General features: G+C 60.3%; 16 protein-coding genes and 3 pseudogenes. 8 read left to right on the top strand and 11 right to left on the bottom strand.

Annotated features, from left to right (window positions below; all coding sequences use genetic code 11):
* On the bottom strand, positions 1 to 759 hold the full coding sequence (locus tag CMG77_RS06480; protein ID WP_286903816.1) for a substrate-binding periplasmic protein: 759 nt from the start codon (positions 757 to 759) through the stop codon (positions 1 to 3).
* On the opposite strand from CMG77_RS06480, the gene CMG77_RS06475 reads away from it, so the two are divergent.
* On the top strand, positions 722 to 3,148 hold the full coding sequence (locus CMG77_RS06475) for a heavy metal translocating P-type ATPase (RefSeq protein WP_502691766.1): 2,427 nt from the start codon (positions 722 to 724) through the stop codon (positions 3,146 to 3,148). The genes CMG77_RS06480 and CMG77_RS06475 overlap by 38 nt on opposite strands.
* 112 nt (positions 3,149 to 3,260) lie before the next feature.
* Positions 3,261 to 3,629 (top strand): ElaB/YgaM/YqjD family protein, encoded by a 369-nt coding sequence (locus CMG77_RS06470; RefSeq protein ID WP_024460726.1) that lies wholly within the window; start codon positions 3,261 to 3,263, stop codon positions 3,627 to 3,629.
* Between the two features lie 29 nt (positions 3,630 to 3,658).
* Here CMG77_RS06470 and CMG77_RS06465 read toward each other — a convergent pair whose 3' ends face one another.
* Positions 3,659 to 4,654 (bottom strand): GGDEF domain-containing protein, encoded by a 996-nt coding sequence (locus tag CMG77_RS06465; protein WP_286806971.1) that lies wholly within the window; start codon positions 4,652 to 4,654, stop codon positions 3,659 to 3,661.
* A gap of 183 nt (positions 4,655 to 4,837) precedes the next feature.
* Here CMG77_RS06465 and wrbA point away from each other — a divergent pair, with 183 nt between their 5' ends.
* Entirely contained in the window at positions 4,838 to 5,440 is a 603-nt protein-coding gene (wrbA, locus tag CMG77_RS06460) for an NAD(P)H:quinone oxidoreductase (RefSeq protein ID WP_286903814.1), read from the top strand.
* A 67-nt stretch (positions 5,441 to 5,507) separates the two neighbouring features.
* Here the strand turns inward: wrbA and CMG77_RS06455 are convergent, their stop codons facing one another.
* Positions 5,508 to 6,674: an endo-1,4-beta-xylanase gene (locus CMG77_RS06455; RefSeq protein ID WP_286903813.1), complete on the bottom strand. Its 1,167-nt coding sequence runs from the start codon at positions 6,672 to 6,674 to the stop codon at positions 5,508 to 5,510.
* Positions 6,675 to 6,910: 236 nt separating this feature from the next.
* On the opposite strand from CMG77_RS06455, the gene ppsA reads away from it, so the two are divergent.
* The 5 genes and pseudogenes from ppsA (at position 6,911) to glgP (ending at position 15,542) form a co-directional block, all read left to right on the top strand.
* Positions 6,911 to 9,298, top strand: coding sequence for a phosphoenolpyruvate synthase (gene ppsA, locus CMG77_RS06450; RefSeq protein WP_286903812.1), 2,388 nt, complete (start codon positions 6,911 to 6,913; stop codon positions 9,296 to 9,298).
* Positions 9,295 to 10,242 (top strand): annotated as a pseudogene (locus tag CMG77_RS06445) (2-hydroxyacid dehydrogenase); the annotation flags it as partial. The gene ppsA and the pseudogene CMG77_RS06445, both read left to right, overlap by 4 nt.
* A gap of 164 nt (positions 10,243 to 10,406) precedes the next feature.
* Positions 10,407 to 10,549, top strand: a pseudogene (locus CMG77_RS15825) (cation-transporting P-type ATPase); the annotation flags it as partial.
* Positions 10,550 to 10,678: 129 nt separating this feature from the next.
* Positions 10,679 to 13,027, top strand: a pseudogene (locus tag CMG77_RS06440) (cation-translocating P-type ATPase).
* 1 nt (position 13,028) lies between these two features.
* Positions 13,029 to 15,542 carry an alpha-glucan family phosphorylase gene (gene glgP / locus CMG77_RS06435; protein WP_286903811.1) on the top strand — a complete coding sequence of 838 codons (2,514 nt, stop codon included), beginning with the start codon at positions 13,029 to 13,031 and terminating at the stop codon, positions 15,540 to 15,542.
* A 10-nt stretch (positions 15,543 to 15,552) separates the two neighbouring features.
* Here the strand turns inward: glgP and CMG77_RS06430 are convergent, their stop codons facing one another.
* The 8 genes from CMG77_RS06430 to CMG77_RS06395 form a co-directional block, all read right to left on the bottom strand.
* Positions 15,553 to 16,743: an efflux RND transporter periplasmic adaptor subunit gene (locus CMG77_RS06430; RefSeq protein WP_286903810.1), complete on the bottom strand. Its 1,191-nt coding sequence runs from the start codon at positions 16,741 to 16,743 to the stop codon at positions 15,553 to 15,555.
* 60 nt (positions 16,744 to 16,803) lie between these two features.
* Positions 16,804 to 18,369, bottom strand: a complete 1,566-nt coding sequence (locus tag CMG77_RS06425) for an ABC transporter permease (protein WP_502691770.1) — start codon at positions 18,367 to 18,369, stop codon at positions 16,804 to 16,806.
* 801 nt (positions 18,370 to 19,170) lie between these two features.
* Positions 19,171 to 19,893 carry an ABC transporter ATP-binding protein gene (locus tag CMG77_RS06420; protein WP_286806964.1) on the bottom strand — a complete coding sequence of 241 codons (723 nt, stop codon included), beginning with the start codon at positions 19,891 to 19,893 and terminating at the stop codon, positions 19,171 to 19,173.
* Between the two features lie 6 nt (positions 19,894 to 19,899).
* Positions 19,900 to 21,840: an Lcl domain-containing protein gene (locus tag CMG77_RS06415; protein WP_286806963.1), complete on the bottom strand. Its 1,941-nt coding sequence runs from the start codon at positions 21,838 to 21,840 to the stop codon at positions 19,900 to 19,902.
* A 111-nt stretch (positions 21,841 to 21,951) separates the two neighbouring features.
* Positions 21,952 to 22,368, bottom strand: coding sequence for a hypothetical protein (locus CMG77_RS06410; RefSeq protein WP_286875042.1), 417 nt, complete (start codon positions 22,366 to 22,368; stop codon positions 21,952 to 21,954).
* Positions 22,369 to 22,443: 75 nt separating this feature from the next.
* A complete protein-coding gene (locus tag CMG77_RS06405) occupies positions 22,444 to 23,472 on the bottom strand; it encodes a lipid A deacylase LpxR family protein (protein ID WP_286903808.1) in 1,029 nt (342 codons plus the stop codon).
* Between the two features lie 355 nt (positions 23,473 to 23,827).
* Positions 23,828 to 24,421 (bottom strand): TetR/AcrR family transcriptional regulator, encoded by a 594-nt coding sequence (locus tag CMG77_RS06400; RefSeq protein ID WP_024460739.1) that lies wholly within the window; start codon positions 24,419 to 24,421, stop codon positions 23,828 to 23,830.
* 127 nt (positions 24,422 to 24,548) lie between these two features.
* Positions 24,549 to 25,460 (bottom strand): transporter substrate-binding domain-containing protein, encoded by a 912-nt coding sequence (locus CMG77_RS06395; protein WP_286806960.1) that lies wholly within the window; start codon positions 25,458 to 25,460, stop codon positions 24,549 to 24,551.
* Positions 25,461 to 25,496: the final 36 nt, after the last annotated feature.

Genomic DNA, 25,496 nt, shown 5'->3' with positions numbered 1-25,496 from the left:
TCAAAACTGCAATGGGTCGATGCCGTAGCGCGCCAGCAGGTAAACGTACTCGTCGGTGTCCCGAAAGCGCTGCACGGCCCGGGNAAANTCAGCGGCCAGTTTATGGGCATNCTCGCGNTGACGTGAAATGGCNATGTAAATGGGGCCCCGGAATACCGGCGGCTCCATGAACTCGATCTGATTCCGCACCCCCAGCCGCTCGGCGTGCAGNTCAATGGCCGGCTTGTTGCCCAGGGCATAGTCCACCCGGCCACCGAGCAGCACTTTGATCAACTGCTCCTCATCATTGACCCGCAGCTTTTTGAACGCGGTATCGTCTTCNAGCGCCTCGCCATAGTAGTAAGCGCGAATTCCCCCGAGCTGAAACTCGCGCAACCAGTTGATATCGGACGAATCCAGAGGCTCATCCCCGGCGCGGCGAAACACCGATACGGTNTCAAAGGCGTGGGGAATGGAGGTGAAGGTGACGCCCGGGGCGCGCTTGGAGGTGTTGAACAGNGTNCAGGCAATATCGGCCCGTCCGTCACCGACATGCTGCAACAGCCGGCTGAACGGATAGCGCCGGTACTCGAGCTTATACCCCAACTGCTGNGCCACCCGTTCGCACACATCGACGGAAATGCCCCGCCACTGGCNGGNNTGATCGTCAAAATAATANAACGGCGGGTAGTCCTTTTCGGCTACCGCCGCCACCAACGTGGTCCCGCTGGCCGCACAACTGATGCACACCAGCAAAACCGTCAGCACAATACGNCTCATGGAGGATCTCCATCCTTTTTGGANGAACAGCNAGAAAAAGTATANCACCGAATANTCGCCCCTTGACTTTCCAGTGATTGGAAGGTTTAGAGTGGCCCTATTCCCTANTACGGAGGCGTNTATGACATCCTCGAATGAAATTGATCTGCACATCAGCGGGATGAGCTGTGCATCCTGCGTCGGCCGNGTTGAAAAAGCCCTCAATGCCGTGGAAGGCGTCACCGAAGCCAACGTNAACCTGGCCACGGAAACCGCTCAGGTGAAGGGCAGCGCNAAGGCCGATACGNTGATCGACGCCGTACGNCAGGCCGGCTACCAGGCCGANCCCGCACGNTCCGACCAGACCGATCANTTGGCGGAAGAGCGGGCNCAGGANGCCCGNCGTCTCAANCGNTCTCTGTGGTTTGCNGCNGCGNTGACGCTGCCGGTGTTTGTGATGGAAATGGGCGGCCACCTCTTTCCNGCNNTNCACCACGCCATCAACGACAGNATCGGTCAGCAGGCCAACTGGNTGATCCAGTTCACCNTGGCCACCCTGGTNCTGTTCGGNCCCGGCCTGCGCTTTTTCCGGCTNGGTGTGCCNGCTCTGGCACGGCTGGCGCCGGATATGAATTCACTGGTGGCCCTGGGCACCACCGCTGCCTGGGGCTACTCGGTGGTGGCCACCTTTGTGCCCGAGGTACTGCCTGACAATGCGGTCAACGTCTATTACGAGGCCTCGGCGGTCATCGTCACCCTGATTCTGCTCGGCCGGTTTATGGAGGCCCGCGCCAAGGGCCGCACCAACCAGGCCATCAGCCGCCTGGTGAGCCTGCAGGCCAAAAGCGCGCGGGTGCTGCGCGACGGGCAAGAGGTCGAGGTGGCGCCGGAAGAGATTCAGCTTGGGGAGACCATTGTGGTCCGCCCCGGTGAGAAAATTCCCCTCGACGGTGAGCTGGTTGACGGTCACTCCTATGTGGACGAATCCATGCTCACCGGCGAAGCCATTCCCGTGGAAAAGTCCACCGGGGATACAGTGGTGGGCGGCACCCTCAATAAAACCGGCAGTTTCTCCTTCAAGGTCACCAAAACCGGGGAGGACACCCTGCTGGCCCAGATCATTCATATGGTCGAAAGCGCCCAGGGCTCGAAGCTGCCGATCCAGACCCTGGTCAATAAAATCACCCTCTGGTTTGTGCCCGCAGTGATGGCCGCAGCCCTGGTGACCCTGGTGGTCTGGCTGATATTCGGCCCCGAACCGGCCCTGACCTTTGCGCTGGTCAACGCGGTGGCGGTGCTGATCATCGCCTGCCCTTGCGCCATGGGACTGGCTACGCCCACCTCCATCATGGTGGCCACCGGCCGGGCGGCAGAAATGGGCATCCTGTTTCGCCACGGCGAAGCCCTGCAGGCACTGCGGGATATGGACGCCATTGCCTTTGACAAAACCGGCACCCTGACCCGGGGCCAACCGGAACTGACCGACCTGATTCCCGCCGAGGGTTTCGAGCGCTCGCAGTTGCTCACCTGGGCCGCGGCACTGGAAAAACGCTCCGAACACCCCATCGCCGAGGCGATACTCGACGCGGCGGAGCAGGAAGACCTGACGCTTCCGGAGGCCACCGGGTTCGACTCATTGACCGGCTATGGTGTGAAGGCCACCATCGAGGGGCGCGAGGTCGCCATCGGCGCGCTGCGGCTTCTGCAGGAGTACAGCCAGGGCGACAATCCGTTTGAAGCCGAGGCCGACACCCTGGCCAGCGACGGAAAAACCCCGCTGTATCTGTTGGTGGACCGCAAGCCGGCCGCCCTGCTCGCCGTAGCCGACACCGTAAAAGACACAACGCCGGCGGCCATCGACTTTCTGCACCGGGAAGGCTTCAAAGTGGTGATGATGACCGGCGACAACCAGCACACCGCCCGGGCCATCGCCGATCAGCTCAAAATTGATGAAGTGGTGGCCGATGTCCTGCCCGACGGCAAGGTCGAGGCGCTGAAAAAGTTGCAGGACGAGGGCCTGAAGGTGGCCTTTGTGGGCGACGGCATCAACGACGCCCCCGCTCTCGCACAAGCCGATATCGGTATCGCCATGGGCACGGGGACCGACGTCGCCATCGAAAGCGCCGATGTGGTGCTGGTCAAAGGCGATCTGGTCGGAGCGGCCAACGCCATCGCCGTCTCCCGCGCCGCCCTGCGCAACATCAAGCAGAACCTGTTCTGGGCTTTTGCCTACAACACGGCGCTGATTCCGGTGGCCGCCGGTCTGCTCTACCCGGCCTTCGGTCTGCTGCTGTCGCCGGTGTTCGCGGCGGGCGCCATGGCATTGTCGAGCGTGTTTGTGCTGGGTAATGCCCTGCGCCTGAAACGCTTTCAGGCGGTCATCCAATCCGGCCCCGACGCCGTACGATGAAGTGAGCGCCAAGCGTTTCAATTGGGCGCTCATAAGCCTACACTGGTTTGCGAAAAGGCTTGCGAGAGTCCTTTAGCTGACGAGTATTCACCGTTTTACTAAGGAGTAGGTTATGCAAGTTCGAGACTTGATCCCGGGCCAGGCCCGGAAGAAATCCAACCCCAGCGCGATGGAACACCTGTCTGAACGCTCGGCCGAACTCACCGATGAATTCAAGTCATTTGTGGGTGATATGGAAGCCATGCTCAAGAACAGCGCATCGCTGCAGGGGGAAGAACTGGCCCGCGCCCGCCAGGCGCTGGAGGAGCGCGTCCACAAAGCCAAAGGTGTGGTTGACGAAAAAGGCAATCGCCTGGCGCAGTACACCAAGGAAAACCTGCATCAGGCTGGTGACTACGCCCGGACGCACCCCTGGACGGTCACCGGTGCAACCCTGGCGCTCGGGGTTGCGGTCGGGCTGTTGATCTTCAAGCGCAAATAAGGCGGTGCCCGGGCACACCAGTGGTCTGCCTACGAACTGGCGACCCACTGGTTGCGTCCCCGGTCCTTGGCCCGGTACAGGCAGTCGTCGGCGGCCACGATAAGATCGTCCGGGGTATCAACACTGATCAGGTCCGAAGTCACCACCCCGACACTCAGTGTCACCACCCCGTCAGTAGCGGTGTGTTCGTGCGGGATCCCCGAAGCCTGCATGGACGCCAAAATACGCTCCGCAACACGTCGAGCGCCGGCACTGTCGGTTTCGGGAAGCAACACCAGAAACTCATCGCCCCCATAGCGAACCCCCAGATCCATCGTACGGTGACTGGCACTTCGGATGGCATCGGCCACGGCCACCAGGCATTTGTCACCCGCCAGATGACCATAACGATCGTTGTACTCCTTGAAGTGATCGATATCGACCATCAACAACGACAGCACGCCGCCGGTGCGCTTGATCCGCGCCAGTTCGCTGACCACCACCTCATCAAAGCGACGGCGATTGGCCAGCCCGGTCAGGGGGTCGGTGAGTGAAAGCGCCTGCAACTCCCGCATTGCCTGTCGCAGCTCTGCGGTGCGCCGCTCGATTTTCTCTTCCAGCTGTTCATTCAGTTCTTTGAGCTCACGCTCGGTTTCCACAAAGCGGGTAAGCTCCTTGGACGTGCCCCAGATATGGGTCACCACCCCGCGATCATCGCGCATCGGAACCAGAATGGTCTCAAACAACCGCTGACGGCCGTCGAGCACCGGCTTCTGCTCCGTCACCACGGTGCTGCCCAGGGCCACACAGCGCCGGTAGCCTTCAATGATTTCCTCGGCGCCCTCCCAACCGGCCAGCAAGTCCCGGAATCGGGCGCCGGGCACCTGTCTGGGCTCCAGAGCTCGGGCCGCCTCATTGGCGTTGACGATTTCAAAGTCGTCATCAAGCACCTTCGCAATCCAGAAGGGATCGCGAGCATGATGCCAGAGCGCCTCAAAGAACTGCAGCAGCGCCTGTTGGTCCAGAGCAGCGTGAAAGTCGGTCATATCCGGATACTAGCGCAAAGCGCCCAAAGATGCAGCATCAGGCGCCAAAGTGGCCTATCGGCGTCCCCGCATGGCTTACGTAAAGATTGGTAAGCGCCGTCCGCCCCGCAACAAGACAAACCATCCGCTCGCCTGTTAGCGTCGTATCTACCACTTTAACTTACCCGAAAAGGAGTCTGTTTGATGTCCAAGGTTCTTGTTCTTTACTACAGCATGTATGGCCACATCGAAACCCTGGCTCACGCCATCGCCGAGGGAGCCAGGCAGGTGGATGGTGTGGAAGTCACCCTGAAACGTGTGCCGGAAACCATGCCTGAGGATGTGGCCCGCAATGCCGGCGCCAAGCTCGACCAGGATGCGCCAGTGGCCAGTCCGGAAGAGCTCGATCAGTACGATGCCATCATCTTCGGCACCCCCACGCGCTTTGGCAACATGTGTGGTCAGATGCGCAACTTCCTGGATCAGACCGGCGGACTCTGGGCGCAAGGCAAACTGGTCGGAAAAGTGGGCAGTGTATTTACCTCCACTGCCAGCCAGCACGGCGGTCAGGAAACCACCATCACCTCGTTCCACACCACCCTGTTGCACCACGGCATGATCATTGTGGGTGTACCTTATGCCGTACCCGCACTGACCAATATGGACGAAGTCNGCGGCGGCACGCCCTACGGCGCCAGCACNCTGGCCGGTGCCGATGGCAGCCGCCAACCNNCCGAAAANGAGCTGACCATNGCCCGCTANCANGGNGANCATGTGGCGAAAATNGCCATCAAGCAGAGCGCGTAAAACCCTTGCGCCAACAAAAAAGCCCGCGCTATTGGCGCGGGCTTTTTTGTACTCGTCGNNCTGAGTGCTACTCGGCGTTGGTTGGCACNCTCAGCAGCGNATCCACCGCCGGCTTGGGCGAATAATCCCGGTTGAACAGCAAGGGGTANTTGATGCGATTCTCGATGGGATAGCCGTTTTTCCAGGACATATCATCGGTCACNCCCCAGAGCGTAACCCGGTCGATTTTATCCCGCTTGCGATAAANCAGCTCGAACAGTTCCCGCCAACGCTCGGTCAGTTGCTGCTGTACATCATCCGGCANGCCGTCCGCGTAGGGGTTCAGGTACTCCACAAANTCTTCATTCTGATATTGTGGATGAAGCATGCCGGTACCGATGATCTGGCCCTCACGAGTGAGCGGCAGCACATCGATGTCCATCTCGGTAATCATCACTTTCACNCCCAGCTCGGCGTAGGCATCAATGGCCTGCTCGATGTATTCCATTTTCGGGTAATTCANGCCCCAGTGTGCCTGGATGCCGACGCCGTCAATGCGAATACCGGCGTCCTGCAACATTTTTACCATACGCACAATACCGTCGCGCTTGGCCGGACGCCAGGCATTGAANTCGTTGTAATANAGCTCGGTATCCGGTGCGTACTCACTGGCGTACTGAAAGGCCAATTTCACCAGCTCATCGCCACTGCCAATACTGTTGACCCAGGTGGTGGGACGATAGGAGCCNTCGTCCGCAATNACTTCATTGACCACATCCCAGGCGTGCACCTTGCCNGCATAACGCCCGGCNACCACCTCGATGTGCTGNCGCATNCGCTCTTTCTGCTNCTCGGNGGTGTTGGGNTCGCCGTCTTCATTGTGAAAGAACCANGCCGGTGTCTGGTTGTGCCAGACCAGGGTGTGNCCCACGGTAAACAGGTCGTTTTCCCGCCCGAATTCAACAAACGCATCGGCGGGCCCAAAGCGGTACACACCGGGCTCCGGGTTGATCTCCTCGGCCTTCATGGCGTTTTCCAGNGTNACGGTNTTGAAGTGGTTCAACACGATCTCCNNGGACTGGGGGNCATCGCCNGCNGCGATTCCCGNATTGATCGCCACGCCCACNTTGAAGGCGTCGGCATAGGCCGCCTTGAGCGTGTCNGCGGTGGGTTTCACGTCATTCTGGCTCTGGTAGGGNGATTGCTGGCAGGCGGACANCAGTACCGCCGCAGCAAGTATCAAAACAGGTTTCATAACAGTCATACCCTGGTTTTATCATGTTGAGTGGCGCCGGAGCGNCCGGCGGGCCAGGCATCCTGACAGGCCGCNAGACAGGCCGCCAGACAGGCCACTAAGAGTCACAACAACTATATCAAACTCCNCANCGCCTGTCGGCCCGATTTCTGATCTGGCGCAAGGCCCAGCCCACCCACAGCGACTAGACTGTTAACAGAGACCTTTCCGGAACACCCCAGGCCAGGAGGTGAGCCATGCCNCACACAGAATCTATCCTATGGTTTGAGCAGATTACCCTGGAGGACATTGGCCGGGTTGGCGGCAAGAACGCCAGCCTGGGCGAGATGACCCGGTCGCTTCAGTCCGCCGGCGTCCCCATTCCCCCGGGGTTTGCCATTACCGCCCAGGTGTACCGGGATTTCATCGAGGCGAACCAACTGACCGGGCGGATCGCCGAACAACTGGCGGNGCTGAAACATGAGCAGCAAAGTCTGGCCGATACCGGGGCAGCCATTCGGGCACTGATTCTCGGCGGNGAGTTCACCANNGGGCAACGAANTGCCATTGAGGACGCCTANCNNCNGCTNTGCGACCGACTGCAACAGCCCGANGCCCCGGTCGCCGTGCGCAGCTCCGCNACGGCNGAGGACCTGCCGGANGCCAGTTTCGCCGGTCAGCANGAAAGNTTTCTCAACGTCCGGGGGCTGGATGGGTTANTGGAAAGCAGCCGGGCCTGTCTGGCCTCCCTGTACACCGACCGCGCCATCGCCTATCGGGAGCAGCACGGCTTTGCNCACGAGCANGTGGCGCTTTCGGTGGGTGTGCANCAGATGGTGCGCTCGGACCTCGGCTGCGCCGGCGTNCTGTTTACCCTGGANACCGANAGCGGCTTCCCCGACGTGGTGCTGATCAACGGCGCCTGGGGNCTGGGGGAGTCGGTGGTCAAGGGCAGCGTCAACCCGGACCGGTTTATGGTGTACAAGCCGCTGCTGGAACGTGAATTTCAGCCCATCATAGAGCGCACCTGCGGCAGNAAAGCGGAGAAGATGCTCTATGCCGACTCGGCCGNCGAANCCGGNAAAACCACGCGCACGGTTGCCACCACCGAATCNGAACGCCAGCGNCTGGTGNTGAACGATGAGGACATTCTCACCCTGGCNCGCTGGGGNATNCAGATCGANCAGCACTACCAGCGCGCCATGGATATCGAATGGGCNCGGGACGGTGANACCGGNNAGCTTTATATTGTCCAGGCGCGCCCGGAAACCATCGAGTCNCAAAAAGACCGCGCNGTCTTCTCCAGNTANAAACTGAAGGANCANGGCNCTGTGCTGGNGGAAGGCGCNAGNGTCGGCAGCGCCATCGCCGCCGGCCCGGTNTGCAAGCTGGACCGACACGANCAGAGNGANCNNTTCCCGAAAGGCGCCATTCTGGTCACCGACCGGACCGACCCGGACTGGGTACCGATCATGCGCCGCGCNGCGGGNGTCATNACCAACAGCGGCGGTGCCACCAGTCATGCCGCCATTGTCAGNCGGGAGCTGAAGGTGCCCGCCATCGTCGGTACCGGNAACGCCACGGAGCGTCTGACCGAAGGAGCGGAGGTCACGTTGGACTGTTCNCAAGGCGCCCAGGGCAAGGTGTACGAAGGTAAGCTGGCCTTTGAGGTAAAGCAGATTCGGGTGGACGAAGTGGTTCCCACCCGCACCGACCTGATGATCAATGTCGCCATGCCCGACGGCGCGCTGTACTGGNGGCAGCTGCCGACCCGGGGNATCGGCCTGGCCCGGATCGAGTTCATCATNTCCAGCCAGATTGGTGTTCACCCCATGGCCCTTTTGCACCCGGAGCGGGTCACCCCGATTGAAACCCTGGACACCATCGCCGCCTTGACTCAGCGCTACGCCACCCCGAGNGAGTANTTTGTCGATCANNTGGCCACCGGCATTGGCAAAATTGCCGCNTCCTGTTACCCCCACCCGGCCATCGTGCGTTTNTCAGANCTCAAGTCGAACGAATACCGGGGGCTGATTGGTGGTGAAGACTTCGAACTGGAAGAGGACAACCCCATGCTCGGGTTGCGCGGNGCCTCGCGCTACTATCACGANCGCTACCGGGAAGCCTTTCAGCTTGAGTGCCAGGCATTGAANCGCGCCCGGGAGGTCATGGGCTTTGACAATATCATCGCCATGATTCCCTTCTGCCGCACNCCGGCCGAGGCGGATCAGGTGCTGGCGGTGATGGCCGACGCCGGGCTCAAACGCGGCGAGAACGGCCTTCAGNTTTACGTGATGTGTGAGATTCCCTCNAACGTCATNCTNGCCGAGCAGTTTGCCCAGCGGTTCGACGGCTTCTCTATCGGCAGCAACGATCTGACCCANNTGGTGCTCGGCATCGANCGGGATTCACAAGCCCTGCGNCCGCTGTTCGATGCCCGGGACGAGGCCGTCAAACGACTGATCGCCCAGGTCATTCGGGTNGCTCACGAACACCATCGCAAGGTNGGCATCTGCGGNCAGGCNCCGTCCGACCATCCCGATTTTGCCGCGTTTCTGGTGGANTGCGGCATNGATTCCATTTCCCTCAANCCGGATTCCATCATCCGGGCCAGNCAACATATTGCCCAAGCGGAGANACAATGAAAGTTGCCGTATTCAGCAGCAAACCTTACGACAANGCGTTTCTGACCAGTGCCAATCAGGGGCGCCACGAGCTGGTNTTTCACGAANCCGCGCTCAACNCCNCCAGCGCGNTTCTCGCCCAGGACTGCACCGCCGTCTGNTGTTTCGTCAACGACCAGTTGGGCGCGGACGTGTTGGAGATTCTGGCAAAGCAGGGCGTAAAACTCATTGCCATGCGCTGCGCNGGNTACAANCAGNTTGATCTGNACGCCGCCCGNGCCCNGGGNATCACCCTGNCCCGGGTGCCGGAGTATTCTCCCCANGCCATTGCCGAACACACNCTCGCCCTGATTCTGATGCTGAACCGGCAACTGCATCGGGCGCACTACCGCGTTCATGAAAACGACTACTCACTNNANGGCCTNCTCGGCTTCGACCTGTTCGGCAAAACNGTCGGNGTGATCGGCACCGGTAAAATCGGCGCNACCTTTGCGCGNATCATGCTCGGGCTGGGNTGNCGGGTGATCGCCTACGANCCNTNTCCCGACGANGCNCTGCANACCGCCGGCGTGGATTACGTNGCACTCGACGNCCTCTGGNCGCANTCCGACATCATNTCCCTGCACTGCCCGNTGACCCCGGACAACCANCACCTGATCAACGCCGATGCCCTGCTAAAAATGAAACCGGGNGTGATGCTGATCAATACCGGTCGCGGCGGCCTGCTCGATACCAAAGCNGTNATTGCCGGNCTGAAATCCCGACAGGTGGGTTACCTGGGGCTGGACGTGTATGAAGAGGAAAGCGATCTGTTTTTTGAAGATCACTCCAGCCAACTGNTGCAGGATGATGTGTTTGCCCGACTGCTGACATTCCCCAANGTNGTGATCACCGGACACCANGCGTTNTTCACCCGCGAGGCACTNGCCGCCATTGCNGACACCACCCTGAAGAANCTCACCGGATTCGAACAGCANGACCGGNCCCTGATGCACTTGATCGAGTCACCGTNNATGACNGCCATGGANACCCNCNACNNNNCANCGCCCTCCNCNACTNNCTCNNANTTGGAAGAGCCNGTNCACGCNCTCANCGCCNAACAGACNCTGGAGACNNCTNGACAGCACCNCNAACGGANTGAGCNCNGNTNATGCNNNANANCGACTGNCNCAGTGGGGGCCGAACGCCCTGCCCACCCAACCGCCGACACCGGGCTGGAAGCGCTGGCTNCGGCAATTTCACAATCTCTTCATTTACGTTCTGCTGGTCAGCGGGTTGATCAGTCTGTTTCTCGGTCATTGGGTGGATGCNGGCGTNATTACCGGGGTGGTATTGATCAATGCCACCATCGGTTTTGTGCAGGAGGGCAAAGCCGANCANGCCCTGCGCGCNATNCTGTCCATGAGCCGAAGCCAGTGCCTGGTGCTGCGNGACGGGGCGACCCTCACCCTNGACAGCGAAGCACTGGTNCCGGGTGATGTGGTACTGCTGCAAGCCGGCGACAAAGTCCCCGCCGATATCCGTNTGCTGGAAAGTAAAAGCATCCGCTGTGANGAAGCGNTNCTCACCGGNGAATCCCAGGCCGTTGATAAAGTCACCGCACCGGTAANCGCCGANGCGCCCCTGGCGGAACGGCTCAATATGGCCTATATGGGCACTCTGATCACCTACGGCAGCGGACGCGGTGTGGTCACTCAGACCGGCTCACACACCGAGATTGGCACCATCAACCGGATGGTNCAGGGNGTNNCCNTGAGNNCNACGCCGNTNCAGCGNCANNTGCAACGCTTCGCCGGGCAATTGACCCTGGNCATTCTGTTGATCACCGNCGCCACCGTTGTNCTGGGTGCGCTGCTGCATAACCAGAGCCTGGCCACGNTGTTTCAGGGCGCGATCGGTATTGCCGTTGCGGCNATTCCCGAAGGCCTNCCCGCCGTGGTCACCATCACCCTCGCGCTCGGNGTGGAGCGCATGGCCCGCAAACGCTCACTGATGCGGCGCCTGCCCGCGGTGGAAGTGCTCGGTTCGGTGGACGTGATCTGTTCGGATAAAACCGGCACNCTCACCGCCAATGCCATGACCGCGCGTGCGCTGGTCACCAGCACCCACCGGTACACGGTNAGCGGNGAGGGCTACACGCCGGAAGGCGATATCAAGGCGGANNCTCACTCCTCGGGCGACAGNNCCGGCANTGACTCCGTNNCCACCGCCTCCCGCATCGCCCTGTTGTGCAACGATGCCAACCTGACCGAGGAGCAGGGCGAGTGGCAGTTGCACGGCGACCCCACCGAGGGTGCTCTGCTGGTATTGGCAATGAAACACGGGTTGGAGGCCAATCAGTGTCGACGCAAATGGCCGCGCATTGACAGTCTCCCGTTCGAAACCGAAAAACGCTATATGGCCGTGTTGCATGACCACCCCGACGGCGACCGGGAAATGGCGATCAAGGGCGCGCCCGATCGGCTGTTGGAGCTGTGCCGCGAGCAGCTCGGTCCGAATGGCCCGGAACCACTGGACCGGAATTACTGGCACCGCCAGATGGAGCAGCTCGCCTCGAAAGGGATGCGGGTCATGGCTCTGGCTCGCAAACCGATGGACAGCGAACAGACCGAGCTGCATCACCACCATATGGAAAGCGGTCTGGTCATGGTGGCGCTGGTCGGCATCAGCGATCCGCCCCGCCCCGAAGCTGTCGAGGCAATCGCCCAGTGTCACGCAGCCGGTATTCGGGTTCTGATGATTACCGGCGACAATCCGGTAACCGCCGCCGCCATCGGCCGCGAGCTGGGCCTGAACAGCGAGAGGGTGGTCAGCGGTGCGGAGCTCGACCGGATGAATGACGCCGAGCGCATCGCTGTGGTCGATCAGGTCGATCTGTTCGCNCGCACCAGTCCGGCCAACAAACTGCAACTGGTGGAATCACTGCAAGCCCGGGGGCATACCGTGGCCATGACCGGCGACGGCGTCAACGACGCCCCNGCCCTGCGNTCNTCNGACATTGGCATCGCCATGGGCCAGAAAGGCACCGATGCCGCCAAGGAGGCCGCCGACTTCGTACTGACCGATGACAACTTTGCCANCATTACGCATGCCGTAGCAGAAGGGCGCACTGTGTACGACAATATTGTGAAGGCCATTGCGTTCATCCTGCCCACCAATCTGGCCCAGGCCGTCGTCATCGTGCTNGCCATTNTGTTCGGTTGGCTNNTGCCGATNACACCGGTNCAGATTCTNTGGGTCAANATGGTCACNGCNGTCACTCTCGCNCTGGCCATGGCNTTNGAGCAGAGCGAAGCCNACATCATGCAGCGNCCGCCCCGCCCCCGNNANCAGGGCNTGATNACCGGCACGCTGCTCTACCGGATNCTGNTGGTCGGNGGTCTNGGNGCNCTCACGGTNTTCACCCTGTTTGAGTGGCAGATGTCGNNNTCGGGNGACNNGGCTCTGGCNCGCTCCGTTGCGGTCAATGCNCTGGTNCTGTTTGAAATATTNTATTTACTGAGTGCGCGTACCCTGAACGANTCCCTGTGGCACCGNCGCTANTGGCAGGGGTTACGCCCGNCACTGGTGGCCATTGCNNTGGTNCTNTTGTTTCAGGGGGTGTTTACCTATTGGCCGATCAGTCANCGNATTTTTGATGTCGGCGCNTTGAGTGTGAGTCATTGGCTGGTACTGGTGCTGTCGACCAGTCCGATTCTATTGATCGTCGAGTTGGAAAAGTTTCTGACCCGACACCTGCGCGGACACTGACATGGCCCTATCCTCTCGCCCGTTACCGGAAGCCCTCGCCATTNTNCGNGAGCTGTCCNTGGANCTGTATTGGAGCTGGAATCACGATGGCGACCAGCTCTGGCAACAACTGAACCCGNAGGTGTGGGAACACACCCAAAACCCGGTGGANGTNNTGCAACTGACCAGCGACGAACAACTNCAGAAAATNGCCCGGGACAAAAACTTCCTCGCCGCNCTGAACACTCTGACCCNGGCGAGGGATGCCTACCTCACCGACACCAGCTGGTATCAACAGCACTACGCCAACTCGGCGCTCAAAGGCATTGCCTATCTCAGTATGGAGTACGGCCTCTGCGATGCCCTNCCGCTGTATGCCGGGGGNCTGGGCATGCTCGCCGGGGANTACCTGAAAACCGCCAGCGATCTGGGNGTACCGGTGGTCGCCGTGGGNNTGCTGTATCAGCAGGGCTATTTCCACCAGAGCCTGGATGACACCGGCTGGCANCGGGAAACCTATCTGTACAACGACCCNGGCAGCCTGCCCCTGCGCCGGGCTCAGGCGAAAGACGGCAGCTGGCTGCATATTGATACCGAATTTNTNTGTCGGCGGGTGCGTTTTCGGGTCTGGCAGGTCACGGTCGGGCGCATCACCCTGTATCTGCTCGACAGNAATGATCCGCGCAACCAGGCGGGCGACCGGGGCATCACCAGTCAACTCTACGGCGGCAACCGNGAGCTGCGTCTGGTGCAGGAAATTGCTCTGGGCATTTGCGGCTGGCGNTTGCTGGACACCCTCGGTTGTGGAGACTACGTCTGTCANCTGAACGANGGACATGCGGCATTCGCCACACTGGAGCGCATGCGCACCTATTGCGAGCGACACAAAGTCTCCTTTGATGAAGCNCTCTGGGCCACCCGTGCGGGAAATATTTTCACCACTCACACGCCAGTGGCAGCCGGTTTCGATCGCTATCCCATCGAAGTCTTGCGTCGCTATATTGACGAATTCTCCCAACAACTCGGCGTCCCNGCGGAACGGTTATTGGCACTGGGCAAAGCCAATCCAGAGGACTCGACAGNGTGGTTCAATATGGCCTGGCTGGCCATGCGCACCTGCGCTTTTGCCAACGGCGTCAGCGCCTTGCATGGCGCCGTCAGCCGAACCATTTTTCANCCNCTTTTCCCNCGCTGGCCNGAGCGCGAAGTGCCCATNGGNCANGTCACCAATGGCGTCCATGTGCCCACCTGGGATTCATCCCGGGCCGATAACGAGTGGCGTCAACTGTTCGGTCCGGACCGCTGGCGTCAGGACCTGGAGCGCATGCCCACCGACACCATTGAGCAACTGGACAATCACCGCCTCTGGCAGATGAAGGGTCAGGGCCGGGCACAACTGGTGGACTACGTACGCCGACGTCTGGGCCATCAGTGGCGCCGCGAAAGCGACCCCGGTCAGTGTGCGGTATTCAGCGAACAACCGCTGGACCCGAATGTCCTTACCCTGGGCTTCGCCCGACGGTTTGCCGAGTACAAACGACCCAACCTGTTGCTGCACAACCCGGATCGACTCGCCGCCCTGCTCAACCACCCNCAGCACCCGGTNCAACTNATTGTGGCNGGNAAGGCCCATCCCGCGGACCAGTGGGGAAAGAATGCGTTACAGGCCTGGTACCGGTTTGCCCGCCGCGCCGACGTCAAAGACCGGGTGGTTTTTCTGGAGGACTACGATATCGAGCTGGCACAACATCTGGTGCAGGGCGTCGATGTCTGGCTGAACACACCGCGCCGCCCCTGGGAGGCCTGCGGCACCAGCGGCATGAAAGTGCTGGTCAACGGTGGCCTGAACCTGTCCAGCCTNGACGGCTGGTGGGCCGAGGCCTGGCACGCGGAAGTGGGTTGGGCNCTGGGAGACGGTGACGTCCACGGCGAGGAGCAGGACGATGACGATNCCACGGCGCTGTATGAACTCCTGGAGCAGGATATCGCGCCCTGTTTTTATCATCGAGACGACGCCGATATACCCACNGACTGGTTGGAACGAGTACGGCACAGCATGGCCCAACTGACCGCGTCTTTCAGTTGCAACCGGATGCTTCAGGAATACATTGAAGGCTACTATCTCCCGGCCGCCCAACTACTGGCGAACCGCACAAAGGAAAAAGGCGCCCTTGCGGCCGAACTGTTTCAATGGCATTCAGGCCTGTCCCAACATTGGCACGAAATCCACTTGGGTGAGCTGCAGTTCGATGAGCGGGATGGGCATCGTCGGGTCGGGCTGAATGTACAACTCGGCGGATTGAACCCAGAGCATCTGACCGTAGAGTTGATCGCCGACCCCACCGACGCGGAGAGCGCCATCACCCTGGCACTGACACCGGCGAGTACCTTGCAGAGCGCCACTCACAGTTACCGGTATGAAGGGCAGCTGGACAGCGCGCGCCCGGATGGCGACTTCACCGCCCGAGTGGTTCCCAGACATCCGGCGGCGATGATTCCGGCGGAGCACCAGAAAATCATCTGGCAATCGCGGTAGCGTTGAACCCTCAGCGAGCCTCTACGCGCCGGCCCGGTTCGATATCCTGGCCGGGATGGAGGATCACCCGCTCGCCCGGCTCGAGTCCGTCCTGGATTTCGGTCAACAATCCACTGCGCCGTCCCGGCGTCACGGTTCGGCGCACGGCCTCGCCGTCCTCAATCACATACACCGCCCAGCGTTCCTCTTCCCGGAACAGGGCGCTGGCCGGCACCTGCAAGACATCGTCACCTTCCCAGAGAATAAAACGCGCCTCCACCCGGTAACCGTCACCCAGGTCTTTCCAGCGTTCGCGCTGCGCATCAAAATCGACAATGACCCAGACGCGCTGCTCTTCCACTCCCAGCGCGGAAATGTGCGTAAAGCCCGCCGGTTCGATCCGGCGCACCCGTCCCGGCAACACCTCGTCGCCGCCCCAGCGCTCCAATTCCACACGCATTCCCGGGCTCAGACGCACGGCGTCCGGTGAGAGCAGATCCACTTCCACTTGCAGGCTGCTCAAATCACCCAGGGTCAGTATCGGTTCACCCGGTTGAACCCGCCCGGCACTCTGTCGCTCGCGGGTGAGCACGACACCCTCCGTAGGTGCGGTGACCTTGAGCGGCTCCGAACGGACTTCGCCACCCGCAATGGTCAACGCCGCCTCGGCGTTTTCCCGCTCGTGCCGCGCCACATCCACCTGAAACTGTGCCGTGCGCAAACGCGCACTGGCACTGCGTGCTTCCGCCAGCGCCCGGTCCAATGCTTCCCGGGACAGATGGCCCTGATCCACCAGCCGCTGTACCCGCACCAGCTCCCGGTCCGCCAGTTCGGCCTGGGCGCGCTGGACTTCAACGGCGGATTCTGCGGCGGCCAAAGCCGACTTGGCCCGCGCCAGAGCCGCTTGGGCCTGGGCGCCGGTGCGGGCATCCAGGGCATCGGCCGGCGCCGGGTTCAGAGTGAATAAAGTATCGCCCTGAGCCACCTTATCGCCGGGCTCAAGCAGTACTCGATTGAGGTAACCCGCCACCGGCGCCGAGACCTCGAAGCGATCCGGCAGGCGGGTGCGCCCCTCCTCCTCGACAGTAATTCGGAAGGGACCACGAATCACCTGCGCCGAGTCCACCAGCGCGGGCGGATCGCGAAAGCTGATGATCATCACCACAATCACCAGCAAGGTGATGGCGGCAAAAATCAGGGTACGACGGTTCGGGCGTTTCATAGCCATAAGTCCTTGGACTGTCTTGAGCCAGGAGGTTCGCTCCGGCGCCAGAAGGTTTACTTACTCCGCCGACTTCAGGGCCGACACCATATCCAGTTTGACCAGTGCCCGCCCCATCATCAAGGCGGACAAGAGGGTCGCGACCAGCACCACCAGGGCCGCGCTGGCATAGGTGTCCGCGGTCAGCACCAGCGGCACCCGGTAAAGATCGGTCTGCATGCCCAGGGTGAGCAGCTGACACAGACCGGCCCCCAGCAGGAAGCCGAGCGGCATGGCCAGCACGGTCAGCAACAACAGCTCACCCAACAAAATAAAAGCAATTTCCGCCCGGGTAAAACCCAATACCCGCAAGGTCGCCAACTCCCGGCTGCGCTCGGCAAAGGCGATGCGTGCGTTGTTGTACACCACGGCAAAGGCAATCGATCCGGCCATAAACACACTGAAAAAGGTGAACACCAGCATACTGTCCGCCATCATATCGTCGAACGCGCGGATGGTGGTGTCCCGCTGGTTCACTCCCGCCACCCGGGGCATGGCCTCCAGGCGGCGATTGACCTCGTCCACCAGCTCCGGGTCCACCCCCAAAAAAGCGCCGCTCACCGTATCGCCCTCACCCAGCAGTCGGGCCAGGGTGTCCTGCCGCAGATAGGCGCCCACGCCGATAAATTCGGTGACCAAACCGGCCACGGGAATGGCAAGCTCCGGCTGCCGCCCTTCCTGCACCTTGACCTGCAGGGTGTCCCCCACTCCAATACCGAGCATGGTCGCCAGATGGTCGGTGAGCAACACCCCTTCGTAGGGAATGGCGATGGGCTGCAATTGATCATCGAGCACCTGCACCAGATGCCGGGGCTCGGAAAAACCCTGGACCCCACCCCGATAAGAACGATGTCCGTAGTGCAGAATCGCCGAGGCGCTGCGAAAACCCTCGACGTAACGAACACCGGGGAGCGCAGCCAGCTCGTGTAGAGCACCGCGCTGGGTGGGTTCAATAAAACTGACGGTCATATCCTGTTGCTGGGCAAGGCGAAACTGCACATCCATCATGTAATCGATGGAGCCCTTCTGAAACCCGGTCAGCATCATCATGCCCACCGCCAGGCTGATACCCAGAATCGACAGCCCCGCCTTGACCGGTTGTCGTTCCAGGTTGCGCAGGATGATTCGGGTCGGCTGACTNAGGCCNCGAATGCCCAACCGCTCGATCAGGGTGCGACGAAAATGGGTGGGCGGTTCCGGGCGCATGGCTTCCGCCGGAGGTAATCGAAACGCCCGGTACACCGCAGTCAAGGTACCCAGTGCCGTCGCGCCGCCGGCGATAACAATAGCGGTCAGCGCCACCGAGGCCCGCAGCCGGAACTCCAGCCAAGGGAAGCGGAAAAAGTCCTGATACAGACCGGCCAGGGCACTGGCCAGCCAGGTGCCCAACAATACCCCGAGAATTGAACCGATCAGAACAATCACCAGCACCAACATAAGGTAGTGTCCGGCCACGGTCAGGCTGTCGTAGCCGAAGGCTTTCAGCACCGCGATCTGCTCGCGCTGGGTGCGGATCAATCGGGCCGCCACCACGTTCAACAAAAACGCGGACACGCCAATAAAAATCAACGGCAGAAACACCGCCATGGCGGCAATCTGTTCCAGCTCCTGTTCAATAAAACGGTGTGACAGTTGATCGTCGCGACCATAGGCGCCGAGCCCGCCCCAGGGCTCAAGCAAACCATCCAGATGGTCGATGGTGGTCTGCGGGTTGGCCCCCGCGTATAGCGTCAGCGTAACGTTGTTGAAGGCCCCTTCCATATCAAAGGCGGATTCCAGGGCATCGCGATTCATCCAGAGAATGGCGTAGCGGGAAAAATCCGGAAACAGATCCCCCGGGCGAATCTGATAGATGTACTCCGGCGAGAGGGCAATGCCGCTGATCCACAGCGTCTGGTAGCGACCATTGATCACCACCGACAGGCGATCACCGGGCTGCAATTCATGCGCCTCGGCGAAGGCTTCGCTNAACAACACCTGATCGTTGCGGCTCGCTTCGGGCAACTGGCCGGTGCGCAGATGCAACTGATTGAGCTGGGGCTGGCGCCCGTCGGGAATGGATTGGGCGAGGCCGGTAACGGGCTGATCGAACCCGGGCACCTGCAGTTTCACCGGCGCCTGCACGCGGGTTTCCAGGGTGGCCACGCCGGGCACGGCGCGCAGACGATCGGCCAGGGATTCAGGCGCGCGCTTGAGATTGGCAAACACCTCGGAAAAGCGCTGGCTCTGATACACACTCTGCTGGCTGAGGCGAAGTGCATCCAGAGCGGTAAAGGACATCACGAACATGGCCACGCCGGTGGCAATCACCACCGCAATGGCAAGGCCCTGCCCTTTCAGGGTCCAGAGGTTGCGCAGCAGTTTGGTATTGAGAGCGCGCATGGCGGGTTACCAGTGCAACTGATCGGGATCAACGGGGTGCGGGTTTTCCGTGACTTCGCTCACCCGCCCGTCGCTCAGGCGAATCATCCGCTCGGCCATATCCGCAATCACTGCATTGTGGGTAATCACCGCGGTGGTGGTACCCAACTCCCGGTTGATCCGGCGCAGCACTTCCAGCACCTTGATACCGGTTTTTGAATCCAGTGCACCGGTGGGTTCATCGCACAACAACACTTCGGGATTTTTGGCGATGGCCCGGGCAATGGCCACCCGTTGCTGTTCACCACCGGACAGTTGAGCCGGGAAATGATCCAAGCGCTCTTCAAGTCCCACCAGCGCCAGGGCATCGGCCGGGTCCATGGGATGGCGGGCAATGTCGGTAACGATGGCGACATTCTCCCGCGCGGTCAGGCTGGGAATCAGATTGTAGAATTGAAAAACAAACCCGACATGGTGACGACGAAAGTCCGTCAGCACCCGCTCAGTCGCATGACTCAGGTCGGTATCCCGGTACCACACTTCCCCTTCGGTACCGCTGTCCAGCCCGCCGAGAATATTGAGCAAGGTGGACTTGCCACTGCCCGAGGCCCCGAGCAACACCACAAACTCCCCGGCGTACAGCTCCATATCCACGCCGCGCAGCGCGTGAATTTCCACCTCGCCCATGCGAAACACCCGGGTGAGGCCCCGGGTGCGGAAAACGCAAATGGGTGAATGGGTTGATGGCATCGGTGGCTAGGGCTCCACATCCCGAACCAGACGGACAAAGCCGAGGTCGCCGGCCTTATCCATCCGTATGGGTTGCTCGGAGTATAACCCACTTGCTCCGAAGTTGACCCCAAGCGCGTCCTCACTCTCGTAACCGCTGAACAGGAGTAGGCCCGACTGACTGGCACTCCAGTACCGGACCTCCCCCCAGCGCCGCAACGCTCCCTGCAGGCTCCTGCCCGGCGTGGCGGGAAACACTTCTGGATTGATCGCGGGTTCGGAACCGCAACTCTCATAAAGGCTTAACAGTTCGATGATGTTGGGCAGGCGCCAACCGTCGTGGTCATGAATCTGATTCAATGCCTGCTGCCAGGTAAACACCTCCGCCGAATCGCTGCACTGGCTACCATCCCAATGTTGGCCCACGGAACAGCGCTGCCACTGCAGATTCGTGGTGGTGTGGTGGACAACCGTCCCGCCCTCGATAATATCAAACGCGCTGGTTGGGGTGGTCGGGTTCATTGCCGTGTGGCGACAGTGATCGCGATCCAGTACATCCAGAGGCTCCGGACCGCGATGACCACTGACGGCATGCGCCCGCAAAGTTTCATCCGCCCGCAAAGGATACATTGTCTTATCACCCCCGTGATGAACGGCCGACAAGCCCCAGACATGTTCATCGGAATTCGCCACTGTATTAGCGGTCCACCAACCTGCGGGCTCTACATGCTCTACCTCTCTGTATTTAAATGTCTCGAGATCATCACCCGGCAAAGGATCAAAACTGGTGACGGAAAACCAGTCGCCCCAATCGGGAAGACGCCAGTCGTCCCGCCCACACAGAGTTTTCTCGTTCAACGCTTCCAGAAAGGCATGAGTATCACATGCCGAGCCTTCACAGTGCCCCCCATCGGGCACTCCGACAACGCCCCCGTTCACCGTATCGTCCGGACTGTACCAGCTGTAGAGGTTGTTGGCCCCGTGCAGCCCGGTCTCGGTTTTGACCTCCCACAGAAGGCCGGTCACGTTATCGCGTGTACAGAACCATTCTGTGGCATCATCCGGCAGCTCGTTGCCCTCGCTATCGATTTTCGTGAAATCGTACTTTTGCGGTTCATCATCGGCTTCTTCCTGATTATCCGTGTCGTTCAGGCGATCTCGCCCCACCTCGCCATCCTGAAGCGGAAATCCGGCCACGGGACACTCGTAGTCAAAGAGTTCATTGTCACCACAGGTTTCAATACCCGTATCGTTGAGATAACTGGTGGAAAAACCGGGAGGCGCAACGGGATCATCCGGGAAATTGTCCTCAGCGGGTAAATTGGCCGGGAAGTACAACGGATCAAGCGTGATTTCATGGAGGGCGCCGCTATCCAACTCCACGGTGACGGTAAACCGATGCACCAGTTCTTCGGTGGGCAGTTCGAGAAGCACGATGTTCCACAATCCGCTGAGCCCAGAGTTGATCGCTCTACCGTCCGGACCGATGTTGGGTGGATCAATCAGAAGATCATTGAGCACCGTACCCGCCGGATAATCTGCGTTGAAATCGCTATCGCTGGTCAACTCCAGCCGCACGGCTCGCTCGCCAAGCTCCGGAGGTTCACAAGAGGTGGCACGGGCGCGCTGAAACAGCGAGAACTCTGGCCAGAACCCTCTGGCACGAGATGCCTGGGAGTCGTCCGGCTCATTGAATTCGACACCGATGTAAATACTTATCAAGTGGCGCTCCGGTGCATCATCGGTGGCCGGAAGTACATTCTGCTGAATGTACGTCATCTCAAGGCCGGTGATGACCGCATCGCTCAAATCTGGCTGGCCACTGCAGTCAATGGGCGGGATTTCCGGCTCGTTATCCTCTTTTTCCTGGTTGAAGTCGTCAACGGCGTTTTGAACATTATTCTCTGAGCCGCCACAAGCCGCCAAAAGCAACACAGCGGTCAATACAAAAGGTAGGTTGATTCTCACGGGTTTTCTCTCCTCATCCATTGGATTTATTGTTCCTCCATGATAGCGCAATCAGGCAGGCACCGCCCGCCGGGTGACACTAGGTTACGCTTTTATAACAACTTTTTACCTTTAGCCAAACAACCACGCGAGCACGATGATCACCAGGGCAATCAGGCCGGCAATGCCTCCGAGCTTCATAAAGGCGACATTGCGCCGGCGCACGGCATCGAGCCGGGCGGTGGTTGAGGCAATGGTGGGCTCTTCGATGTTGGTGTTGGCGGGGTCGGCGCCGGCGTAGCGGGAGCCGCCGGGGGTGTCTTCATCACCGGGCAGCACGATCAGCAGTGCGCCGTCATCCGCGAAATCCCGGCGCCAGTGGTCGGCGGCTTTTTTGTCATCGACGGTTTTGAACTCGACCGGCGAACCGGTAAAGAAGGTTTCGCGCACTTTATCCGGGGACATCTCCAGTCGCTTGGCCAGGTTGCCGATCACTTCCTGGCGCTGAAAGCCTGTGACCAGGTCGCCGGTAAACATCAGTCGATACATCGCTCGCTCCTTTTACCTAATGTCGCGGTGTGTCCCTCATCTTTACATATCCCGGCGGCATCTGCACGGGCATCATCAGCGAAAGGTGCGGGCCAGAATCAGGCCACCCCACAACAGATTGCGGTCCCCGGGGCCCTGTTTGATCTCCGAGCTGTGGCCGCGCACGACGTAACTGATGCGATACCCCTCCGCGAAGGCCACGGTATAGCCCAGCCAGGCTTCGAGCATGACTGAGCGCAGTTCACTCCGCTCAAAGGTGACTTCACTGTCGCGAAACTGCCCCTGCAGAAACGCGTTGTAGGCACGGGCTTTAACCGACACTCCGCCCCAGAAGTAATGCTCATCGACCGAAATACCGCTGTTGGTGTAGGAGGATTTCTCGCCATAACTCACCAATTCCGGGTTAAATGACGACCAGGCGGTGTGATAGTCGCCGCCACGAACCGACAAACTCCAGCTCGCCTCGGTGAGGTAGCCCACGGACCCCTGAACGGTGCTTTTGATTTCCAGGTTGTCGAACAGCGTGGCGACATGGTGTTGCCGCGCCACGGTATAGCGGGCCGTCAGTTCGCCGCCGTCGCTGATCTGATTGTCCCAGCCCCGGGCCGGCGTACTGCCGAGAATCGCATGGGATTCATTCTGCACATCCCCTACCAGATCCAGCCCGAGAACTCCCACGGTCAAGGTGCTTTTCCACGCCACCCGATTGCGGATATCCAGCCGCTCTCGGGAGTTCGCCAGGTATACCAGACCGGCATAGGGGCGATCGCCATACTGCGGTTGGACCACCTCGATCTCGCTGGGGGTAAACCCGAACAGCCCCGCTTCGCGGCTGTGCTTGCTGACCCCCACGGGGGAGAGATGCTCAAAGCCCAACGCCGAATCCAGCCAACCGAGCGGCGCGTCCAGAGAGAGCCAACCGTCTTTCGCGGACCGGCCGGTATAGGTGAAATTAAAACCATAGGTGTAATCCTGATCCTTGCCCCCCAGAGCGAGGTAATCATTATCAATGGCCAGCGCCCAGCTCGAACGCTCCGGCTCCGTATAGGGCAGCGATCGAATCGGCGCCGCAGGTCGTTTTTGATCCTCAATCAGCCAGGCCACCTGCAACGGTTCTTGGGCGCGAGTGCTCGGGACGGCCTCAGTCTCTAGCGTCTGCGCGCCAGCGGGCTCCGCCATCATCAACAGTGATACCACCATCCAGAGCGTTGCCGCCCCGAATAAAGTGACCGGTCGTCTTTTTTCTGTTCGTTCTTTTTTTGTTCGAGATTGCTCCGAATTCATTACCTTATTCCCCCAAGTTCAGATTCCAATCAACTATAGATGACCAGTCGTCTTCAAAAGCACACTCTTACACCTCGCAGCACTTATCAGCCCCGCCACCGACGGAGACCATTTTATGAAGCGCTGTAGAGGGTATTATTGTGGGTATAGAGACGAGTTCTGGTCGGCCAGCACGTCAGTTGGCGTTTACTTGTCCGACGACGATAGGCAAGAGCGCGAGAAAGGCATCCAGCGGCTCGCGGCATTTGGCGGCCTTCATCCGCATGACCGTGCCCTCCCAGGCATTGAACAGATACTCCGCCAGCACCGATGAGGGCTGCGGGCTGCTAAGGCTACCCTGCCGGCGGGCCTCTTCCAGCACCGCTTCGATCGCCTCGGTGTTATTGCGCAGTAGCTGGCGCACCTTCAGGCGAATGACCTCGCTGGAGTCCGACATCTCCTGGCACATGTTGCCGATAAAGCAGCCGCCGGTGACCCCGCTATCGCAGGCGCCGGTGTAGTCCCGGAAATACCGGGTCAGACGCTCCAGCGGCGGCAGACTGGTATCCTCCAGCAGCGCCCGGCTCTCCTGGTTGCGCGCCTCGGTGGCCCGCTCCAGTGCTTCCAGTGCAAAATCCTCCTTGCTTTTGAAGTAGGTATAAAAAGACCCTTTCGGCACCTCGGCGGCGTCGACAATGTCCTTGATACTGGTACCGTTGTAACCGTGGGTCGCCATGACACCCAGGCCAGCTTCCAGTAAGAGGTCTTTTTTTAACTCGCGCTTGCTCATGCCCATCAATATATGACCGGTCGTCTGGTTTTACAAGGGGATCGCTTATGGTTGTTTTCTATAAGCACCATAGGCCGGGGCATAATAGCCCGTTTTTCGTTCGTCAAAAACCCCAAAAAGGAGGCCGTCACTGGGCAGAGGTTCTGAGCCGCATGAGCGGCGGCAACTGGTACTGGGGTATCCAGTCAAGTTCGGGAAGTGGCGCCTCAAGCACAATCAGCCTCCGGTTCTCACCATGTATGGCCGCCAGCTCCTCGGCGAAATGACGCTGGAACAGTGCTTCCATGGAACCATCCTGCAATGCCCGCATCAGCCCCTGCTCCAGGCGAGCGGCCAGGGGACCCGCTTTGGCGCTGACATGAAACACCACCGGGAAGGGATAGTAGAGGTACAGATCCGGCACCAGCGCCAAGCCTCCGTTCGCCGGTTGGTGACTGGCCAACTCCCGACGCGCTTCGATGATGCCCAGAGACAGGTAGTCAAAGCGGCGTTGCTCCAGCATGGTGAACAGATTGCTGTAGCGGCCGGTGTCGTTTACCGGATAGCCATTGAGACGGAAAATGGCCACGTCCGGCCAGCGCTGTCCCTGCCCTACCGTCAATCGCTTCAGTTGATCCTCCGAGGTCACCTCGGCCATGGTTGGCAAGCTGTCCTCGCGGACGATCAATTGCCGGTAGCCCATCAGGCCGCCCAGAATCGGGATCGGGATGGAGATGATCTGCGCTTCCAGCGGCCCCTCTTTATCCCGCGCTGGTGCCGCGTAGACATTGATCGGGTACCCCGCGGCAAGTGCGCGACGCCCGCGCAGGGAGCCAAAATCCTCATCGTGGCGATTCAGATCATAGGCGGGGTAATCATCGGCAGTTTTTTCCAGGGCTAGCTGAAGCAGTTCGTACTCATAGCTGAGCCGCCCTTCGGTGCTGTCCCAGAACCGGACTTCCACGGCCGGGGCGTTTTCCCCAGTTGCACACCAGCCGGCATGGGTACCAATGCCGAAAACGAGAAACAACCACCATGCTTTGTGAAGAGTCTTAAGCATTATTATCATTCTGAACGCAAGGTTAGTCACGCAAAC

It is taken from the genome of Marinimicrobium sp., from assembly GCF_002695945.1.
Taxonomy (GTDB): Bacteria; Pseudomonadota; Gammaproteobacteria; order Pseudomonadales; family Cellvibrionaceae; genus Marinimicrobium; species Marinimicrobium koreense.
The sequence above is the reverse complement of the archived record's forward strand: the minus strand, read 5'-3'. Positions and strand labels throughout refer to the sequence as shown.